Annotated in this window: 5 protein-coding genes; 1 reads left to right on the forward strand and 4 read right to left on the reverse strand. The window is 73.9% G+C overall.

The features are described 5' to 3' along the window. Positions 1 to 59 precede the first annotated feature (59 nt). Complete coding sequence (locus ACFUK0_RS38975; protein ID WP_380258614.1) at positions 60 to 1,568, reverse strand: MFS transporter; 1,509 nt, start codon at positions 1,566 to 1,568, stop codon at positions 60 to 62. Positions 1,569 to 1,785: 217 nt separating this feature from the next. On the opposite strand from ACFUK0_RS38975, the gene ACFUK0_RS38980 reads away from it, so the two are divergent. Then, positions 1,786 to 2,373: a TetR/AcrR family transcriptional regulator gene (locus ACFUK0_RS38980; protein WP_380258616.1), complete on the forward strand. Its 588-nt coding sequence runs from the start codon at positions 1,786 to 1,788 to the stop codon at positions 2,371 to 2,373. Positions 2,374 to 2,433: 60 nt separating this feature from the next. Here the strand turns inward: ACFUK0_RS38980 and ACFUK0_RS38985 are convergent, their stop codons facing one another. The 3 genes from ACFUK0_RS38985 to ACFUK0_RS38995 all read right to left on the reverse strand — a co-directional run. Further along, positions 2,434 to 3,483 carry an LLM class flavin-dependent oxidoreductase gene (locus ACFUK0_RS38985; protein WP_380258618.1) on the reverse strand — a complete coding sequence of 350 codons (1,050 nt, stop codon included), beginning with the start codon at positions 3,481 to 3,483 and terminating at the stop codon, positions 2,434 to 2,436. 332 nt (positions 3,484 to 3,815) lie between these two features. After that, positions 3,816 to 5,492 carry a LuxR C-terminal-related transcriptional regulator gene (locus tag ACFUK0_RS38990; RefSeq protein ID WP_380258620.1) on the reverse strand — a complete coding sequence of 559 codons (1,677 nt, stop codon included), beginning with the start codon at positions 5,490 to 5,492 and terminating at the stop codon, positions 3,816 to 3,818. A 245-nt stretch (positions 5,493 to 5,737) separates the two neighbouring features. Then, on the reverse strand, positions 5,738 to 6,431 hold a 694-nt coding region (locus ACFUK0_RS38995), incomplete at its 5' end, for a phosphopantetheine-binding protein (protein WP_380258622.1).

Here is a 6,431-nt window from a genome sequence, read left to right on the forward strand (position 1 = left end):
CGGTACCGGATCCGGTACCGCGGCCCTCGCCGTTGCGGGTGGAGCGGGGGTGGAGCGGATCAGCCGACCGCGGCCATGATGGACGCCGCGTCCGTCGGGACGTCCTTCGGCCGGGCGAACACGACGGCGACCACGCTGACCAGGGCGAGCGCAGAGCCGACCCAGAAGGCGTTGGCGCTGCCCACCGCGAGCAGGTGCGCCGGCAGGTCGGCCGGGGCGAGACCGGCCGGCGGGTTGGCCAGCTCGTCCTTGGCGGAGCTGCTGAAGACCGTCACCAGGATGGCGAGGCCGAGCGCGCCGCCGACCTGGGTGGCGACGTTGAGCAGGCTGGACGCGGCGCCCGCGTCCTCCGCCTCGACACCGGCCACCGCGACGATGGTCAGCGGGACGGTGAAGAACCCGGCGCCGACACCGATCAGCAGCATCGGGCCGAGCAGGCCGCCGACGTACGAGCTGCCCGCGTCGAGCTGGGCCAGCCAGACCATGCCGCCGGTGGCCAGGATGCTGCCGGTCAGCATGAAGGGCTTCACGCCGACCTTGGGGAGCTGCTTCATCACGACGCCGGCGGCCGCGATCAGCGAGAAGGCGACCGGCACGAAGCCGAAGCCCGCCTTGATCGGGCTGAACTTCAGGACCTCCTGGACGAACTGCGTCAGGAAGAAGAACATGCCGGTCAGGTTGCCGGACAGGAACAGCATCGCGCCGAGCAGGATCGCCCGGTCGCGGTTGCGGAACAGCCGCAGCGGCAGGATCGGCTGGGCGGCCCGGGTCTCGATCAGCAGGAACGCGCCGAGCAGGACGATCGCACCGGCGAAGCAGGCCAGCGTCACGCCGTCGCTCCAGCCCTCGGAGGCGGCGTTGATGAAGGCGTACACCAGCAGGGCCATGCCGCCGGTGGAGGTGAGGGCGCCGAGCAGGTCGAACCGGCCCGGGTGGCGCTCCGACTCGCGGACGAAGCGCGGCGAGAGCAGCGCGATGGCCAGACCGAACGGGATGTTGACGAAGAAGACCCAGCGCCAGGAGGCGGCGTCGGTGAGCACGCCGCCCAGGATCAGGCCGAGCGCCGCGCCGGAGCCGGTGACCCCGCCGTAGACGCCCATCGCCTTGGTGCGGGCCGGGCCCTCGGCGAAGTTGGTGGCGATGAGAGCAAGCGTGCCGGGCGCCGCGAGCGCCGCGCCGACGCCCTGGAGGGCGCGGGCCACCAGCAGCAGGCCGCCGTTGGGCGTGATGCCGCCGATCAGCGAGGCCACGGTGAACAGCAGGACGCCGGCGACGAACACCTTGCGGCGGCCGAGGATGTCACCGAACCGGCCGCCGAGCAGCAGCAGCCCGCCGAAGGTGAGGGCGTAGGCGTTCAGCACCCAGGACAGGGTGGAGCCGGAGAACTCCAGGTCCTTCTGAATATCGGGAAGTGCGACGTTCACAATGGTCGCGTCAAGAATGATCATCAGTTGGCAGACCGCGATGATCGCCAGAGTGATGCCAGGACGGGACGGGCCGGACTGTGCTGATCCCGGCGGATCCGCCTCGTCCCGCAGGGTCGCGGACGGGGTGGACGAGGTCGTCACGATAGCCTCCACAGGGCCGTGTGCACGTAGGTGTTGGATCCGGCAGACCTCTGCGGAGGTTCGCGCCCCGGCAGGACGGGGCTTCGGATCCGGCAGGTCGGGCCGGGCGCGGAACTGGGCCGCACTCGGAAATTCGGGTGACCCGGTAGAATAGGAGGGCCCCTCCGAATACAATACGGAGGAGCCCTCCGCTTTGCAAGCCTATCCGGAGTGATACATGACGACCTCTCAGCCCGCCAAGACCCGCCCGATGCGCGCCGACGCCCGCCGCAACTACGAGCGACTGCTGGCAGCCGCCGCGACGGTTCTTGAGGAGCAGGGCACCGAGGCCTCCCTGGAGGAGGTGGCCCGGCGGGCCGGTGTCGGCATCGGCACGCTCTACCGGCACTTCCCGACCCGCGCCGCCCTCCTGGAAGCCGTCCTCCAGGAGAGCATGGCCACCCTGGAGTCCCGCGCCAACGTCCTCGCCGCCACACCCGACCCGGCGGCCGGCCTGCTGCTCTGGCTGCGCGACCTGGCAGCGTACGCCGCCCGCTACCGGGGCCTGGCCTCCACCGTGATGGTGAACCTGGTCGACGAGCGGACGGAGTTCGAGTCCTGCGCCGGCATGCTGCACGCCGCCGGCAAACTGCTCCAGCGGGCCCAGCTCTCCGGCGGCATACGGGCCGACGTCTCGATGTCCGACGCGGTGACCCTGGTGAACGCACTGGTCTGGTCACTGGAGCAGGGCGGCGGCGACCCGGAGCAGTTCGAGCGGCTGTTCACCGTGCTGGCGGACGGCCTGCGGCACCCCGCCGGGGCCTGACCCGGCCGCCCGCCGCACGATCTCCGTGCGGCGGACGGGCCGGCCGAGCCCCGGTCCGGATCAGCCCTGCTGGGCGCCCGCGAGCGGGCCGGTGCCCAGCGCCGCGACCTCCTCGGCGAGGATCCGGTACGACTCCACCCGGGTGGCGTGGTCGGCCGAGACCGTCATCGCCATGAACTCGTCGGCACCCGCCGCGATCAGCTTGGCGACCCGCTCGCGGACCACCGCCCGGTCGCCGATCACCTGCTGCCCGAGGAAGCCGTCCACGATCTGCCGGTCCTGCGCGCTGTAGCGGTAGGCGGCCGCCTCCTCCGCCGTCGGGTAGCGGTCCTGGCGCCCGCCCGAGCGGACGGTCCGCAGCGCGGCGAGCCGGATCGGCCCCGCCCGCCAGTCGGCCTCCTCCGCCGTCTCCGCGGCCAGCACGAACGCAGCGACCAGCGCGTACGGACGGTCGAGCGTGGCGGAGGGACGGAAGGACTCCCGGTACGTCCGCAGGGCCGGCACGGTGAGCTGCGCGTTGAACTGGTGCGCGTACGCGAAGGGCAGGCCCAGCGAGCCGGCCAGCTCGGCACTGCTGAGACCCGAGCCGAGCACCCACACGTCGGGGCGGTTGCCCTCGGCGGGCACGGCGCGGACTGCGGCGTCCGGCGCGGTCTGCTGCTCGTCGAAGTAGCCGAGCAGCTCGACGGCCTGGCGCGGGAAGTCACCCGCGGCCAGCGGGCCGGCCGAGCGGCGCAGGGCCTGGGCGGTCACCGGGTCGGTGCCCGGCGCCCGGCCGAGGCCGAGGTCGATCCGGCCCGGGTGCAGGGCGGCCAGCGTGCCGAACTGCTCGGCCACCACCAGCGGGGCGTGGTTGGGGAGCATCACGCCGCCGGAGCCGACCCGCAGGCGGGAGGTCGCGGCGGCGATCTGCCCGATCAGGATGGCCGGGGCGGAGCTGGCGGCGCCGGGGGTGTTGTGGTGCTCGGCGAGCCAGTAGCGGTGGTAGCCGAGCTCCTCGGTGGCCCGGGCGAGCGCGACGCTCTCGCGGAGCGCGTCGGCGGAGGTCTGGCCGACCTGCACCGGGGAGAGGTCGAGGACGGAGATCGGCACAGGGCCGGACTGGGGCATGGTGGTCCTCCGGATGGGCGCGGCCCCGGCCGGCGGGGCGCGGAAGAGATGAGAGGCGTCGGCCCGGCACGCCGGGGCCCCCGGCACGGGGGTCGGCATCGAGGCCGGTCGGACAGCCGGTCGGCCGGCTCGGCCCGCGGTGCGAGCAGCCGGACAGCACGCGGGCGCGCCCGGAAACGGACACTCCTGCCTGCGGACTCCAACGATACGGAGGGGCCCTCCGAATAGCAAGCCGACCGGCCTGCCCGCACCCTGACGCCTACCAACCCTGCCGCGCCGACACCCTGACGCCTGCCAACCCTGCCGCGCCGACGGCCGGAGCCGCGGCCGCGTCAGCCCGCCAGATCGCCCACCCGGCGGCCGGACTCCACCACCAACCGGGCCAGCGCCGCCCGCGAGCTGATGTTGAGCTTGCGGTAGATCCTGGTCAGGTGGACGTCCACGGTGCGCGGACTCAGCCGCAGCTCGGCGGCGATCTGCCTGGTCCGCTGACCGGTGCTGGCCAGGTCCGCCACCTCCCGCTCCCGCTCCGTCAGCGCCGACAGCAGCGTCACCGACGCCTCCGCCTGACTGTGCCGCGCGGGCTGCCCGTCGGGCAGCGGCATGCCGCACCCGAGCACCGCCTCCGGCGTCTCACCCGCCGAGGCCTCCCCGACCCGGCGCGCCAGCGCCCGCAGCTCGACGGCCTCCTCGGCGCGCCCACGGACCGTCAGCAACCGCAGGGCCTGCGGCAGCAGACTGGCCGCCGACCGGGTGTCACCCGATCCCAGGGCCTCCCGGGCCGCCGCCGCCAGGACCATGTGGTCCCACTCGCCGTCCCCCGGCCCGGAGCGCTGCACGTGCTCCGCGAGTTCGGTGTTCGCGACCCCGCGCACGGCCAGGAAGTCCAGCGCCTTGCGGTGCGCCTCGATCCGCCAGCAGGAGTCCACCGCGGCGTACACCGCGCGGCGTACCAGCGGGTGGCGGAAGGCCAGTTGATCGGTGCCGGGCACCGCCCGGACCAGATCGCGCCGGACCAGTCCGTCCAGCAGACCGCAGGTCGCGCCCTTCGCCAGGCCGGTCAGCGCCGACACCCCGGCGGCGTCGAACCGCGCGCCCAGGACGGCGCCCGCGGCGGCGGCCTGCTGCTGGTCCTCGTCCAGGGCGGCGAACTCGGCCGAGATCCGCGCGGTGAACTGCACCGGCAGGGCCGGATCCGCCGGCTCGGCCTCGTCCTCCCCGTCGTCGGCGCACCGGCTGTCGGCCCGGGCGGCCGCCTCGGCGGCCAGGGCCAGCAGGTAGAGCGGGTTGCCCCCGGCCTCCCGGTGCAGCCGGCGCAGGGCGGGCGAGTCGGCGGGCATCCCCAGCAGGGCGGCACTGCGGCGCGCGTCGAGCGGCGCCAGTTCGACCCGCTCGGCGGTGCCCAGCTCGATGCCGTGCGCGAACAGGCCGGCCAGCTGTGCGGGCGCCTGCTTCGGCCGGTACGAGGCCACCACCACCACCGGAGCGGCGACCGGTCGCTGGACCAGGTAGTCGAGCAGTTCGAGAGTGCCCTCGTCCAGCCAGTGCGCGTCGTCCAGCAGGATCACCAGGCCGTTCACGGCGCAGGCACGGAGCTGCTGCACGAGCGTCGCGTAGTAGTGGCAGACCCACCGGGAGGGCGGTACGTCCGCCGGGATGGTCTGCGCGCCCGGCCCGAAGGACAGCTGGCGCACGAGCGCGCCCAGGGCGTCCAGCCGCTGGTCGTCCAGGCCGGCCGCGGCCCAGCGGCCCAGCGTGTCGATGAGCACCTGGCAGCGCATCGTCGAACTCGCCTCGGTGGCCCGGCCCCGCAGCACCACGGCGCCGCGCTGTTCGGCCTCCACGGCCAGATCGGCGAGCAGTCTTGTCTTGCCCGAACCGGGTTCACCGATGAGTTCGGCGACCCGGCCGAGCCGGTCGTCGAGGCTGCCGAGCACGGTGCGGAGCTCGTCCGCCTCCGCCGCCCGGACAGACTGGGTGGGTCGGATCAGGGATTCCGTGACCACCATCGCTGAGTGTCCCCCTTCTGGCGGCCGACGCCTGTCGGTTGGCCACCACCGGCGGCGCCGCAGCTCATCGACCAAGCGTGCGATGCCCTCACACTAGCCAAGACCCCCGGTCACAGCCCGCTCCGCAATGCAATGTTCACATGGCGAAATAGTGCGGACGGTTCAAATATTCAGCGCACAGCGGAATATGACATTCAGTCATCAAGCGGTGGGCCGGGCTCCGCACAGCCCGGCCCACCCGTTCCTCAGGCCCCGAGCTGCCCGTCGATGAAGTCGAACAACTCGTCGTCGGACACCTCGTCCAGCTGCTGCACGCCGGTGTCCCCCTGGGCGGTGCGAAGGCGGGCCAACGCGTCCTGGAGCCGTTCGACGGCCTCGTCCAGTCCGTCCGGGGTGCCGTCCCCGGCCGGCCGGTCCGCCGCTCCCGAGGTCGCGGCCTCCAGCTCCGCGACCAGCTCCAGCAGCGACCGCGCCGGGGCCGGGACCGGCGAGGCCCCCGCCGTGGCGGCGGGCGCCAGTTCGGCGCTGATGTGGGCGGCCAGCGCGGTACCGGTCGGGTGGTCGAACAGCGCGGTGGCGGGCAGCCGCAGGCCGGTGGCGGCGTTCAGCCGGTTGCGCAGGTCGACCGCGCCGAGCGAGTCCAGGCCCAGGTCGAGCAGGCCGCGGTCCAGCGGGATCGCACTCGCCGAGCGGTGGCCGAGCACCTCTGCCAGCAGGTTGCGGACGAGGTCCAGCACGGCGCGGTCGCGTGCCTCCGGTGCGAGGTCCGCCAGGGCCGGTGCCGCTGCCCCTGCCGCGACGGACGGGGCCGCCGCCTGGGCCTGACGGGCCGCGGCGGGGCTGCGGCGGACGAGGTTGCGGAAGAGGGCCGGCGGATCCGCCCGCAACGCCCCCGTGTCCAACCGCGCCGCCACCACCACCGAACGATCCACCACCAAC

Source organism: Kitasatospora sp. NPDC057223, from assembly GCF_042669755.1.
Classification (GTDB): domain Bacteria; phylum Actinomycetota; class Actinomycetes; order Streptomycetales; family Streptomycetaceae; genus Kitasatospora.